This window comes from Streptomyces coryli, from assembly GCF_011044975.1.
Taxonomy (GTDB): domain Bacteria; phylum Actinomycetota; class Actinomycetes; order Streptomycetales; family Streptomycetaceae; genus Streptomyces; species Streptomyces coryli.
In genome coordinates, this window is record NZ_JAAKZV010000542.1 from 1 (window position 1) to 1,250 (window position 1,250).

The following is a 1,250-nucleotide window of genomic DNA, read 5'->3' on the forward strand; positions in this document are numbered from 1 at the left end:
GGTGGGGAGTGGGGCTGGGATGCGGCGGGGCGGCAGTGCGCGTGGGTGGCGTCGGAGGCTGTGCGTGTCGCGGCAGTTCGGGTTGCGGCATTTCGACCGGGGTCAGGGGGCGGCGGAGTATCTCGGTGTGATCGCGGTGGTGGTGGCGATCGTGGGTGCGCTGTTGATGACGACGGTGGGTGACACCATCGCGCAGGGCATCAGTACTCAGGTGTGCAAGGTCACCGGCGGCGAGGACTGCGGGAAGAGCGGTGATCCGCAGGCTGATGGTTCCAACGGCGGCGGGGACGGCCAGGACGGCGGCGGCGACGGGTCCGGGGGCGATTCTGCGGACAATGCCGGGGCCGATCCGAATCTGAGTCCTGAGGAGCGGGCGTACAACAGGGCCAAGAGTGAGCTGGACAAGGCGCTCAAGGAGTACGACGTTACGAAGGCGGATCTGAAGAAGGCCGCCAATGAGCTGATCAAGATTGCCGGTGAGGAATCCGGGCTGACCGATGCGTTGAAGTGCATTACCGAGGGTGATGGCAGTGCCTGCACCGAGACGGTCATCAATGCGCTGTTGATGGCGGTCGGTGGGATGCCGTTGAAGTTGGCGAAGAAGTACCTCCTCAACCCGAAGAAGGGCTGGAATGTCGGCAAGTCGATCGTCAAGAACGGCTACAAGATCGGCAAGAGCCTGAAGGGTCTGTACGACCAGAGCAAGAAGATCAAGAAGCTGAAGGAGAAGACGGCCAGGCTGAAGGAGAAGGCCGACGCCGCCCGCAAGAAGCGCAAGAACGGCAAGCCCACCGCCTGCCCGGTCAAGCACAGCTTCCTGCCCGGCACCCCGGTCCTGCTCGCCGACGGCTCACGCCGGCCGATCCAGGACCTGCGCGCGGGTGAGAAGGTCTGGGCCACCGACCCGGCCACCGGCCTCACCGCTCCCCGCCCGGTCACCCGCACCATCACCACGCACGACGACAAGGACTTCACCGTCCTGACCGTCGCCACTCCCACCGGCCCGGCCCGGGTCACCACCACCGACACCCACCCCTTCTGGCAGCCCGGCCAGGACCGCTGGACCGACGCCGGCGACCTCACCCCCGGCGACCACCTGCGCACCCGCACCGGCAACACCCTCACAATCACCGGCATCCACCGCTACACCCAACGCCAAACCACCCACGACCTCACCATCGCCGACACCCCCACCTACTACATCGGAATCGGCAACCGAAACGCCCTCGTCCACAACAACGACGACTGCG

At 66.1% G+C, this 1,250-nt stretch carries 1 protein-coding gene; it reads left to right on the top strand.

All coding sequences use genetic code 11. The features are described from left to right. Window positions 1–64: 64 nt before the first annotated feature. A partial coding sequence (locus tag G5C51_RS44210) for a polymorphic toxin-type HINT domain-containing protein (protein ID WP_338118516.1) occupies window positions 65–1,250 on the top strand: 1,186 nt, incomplete at its 3' end.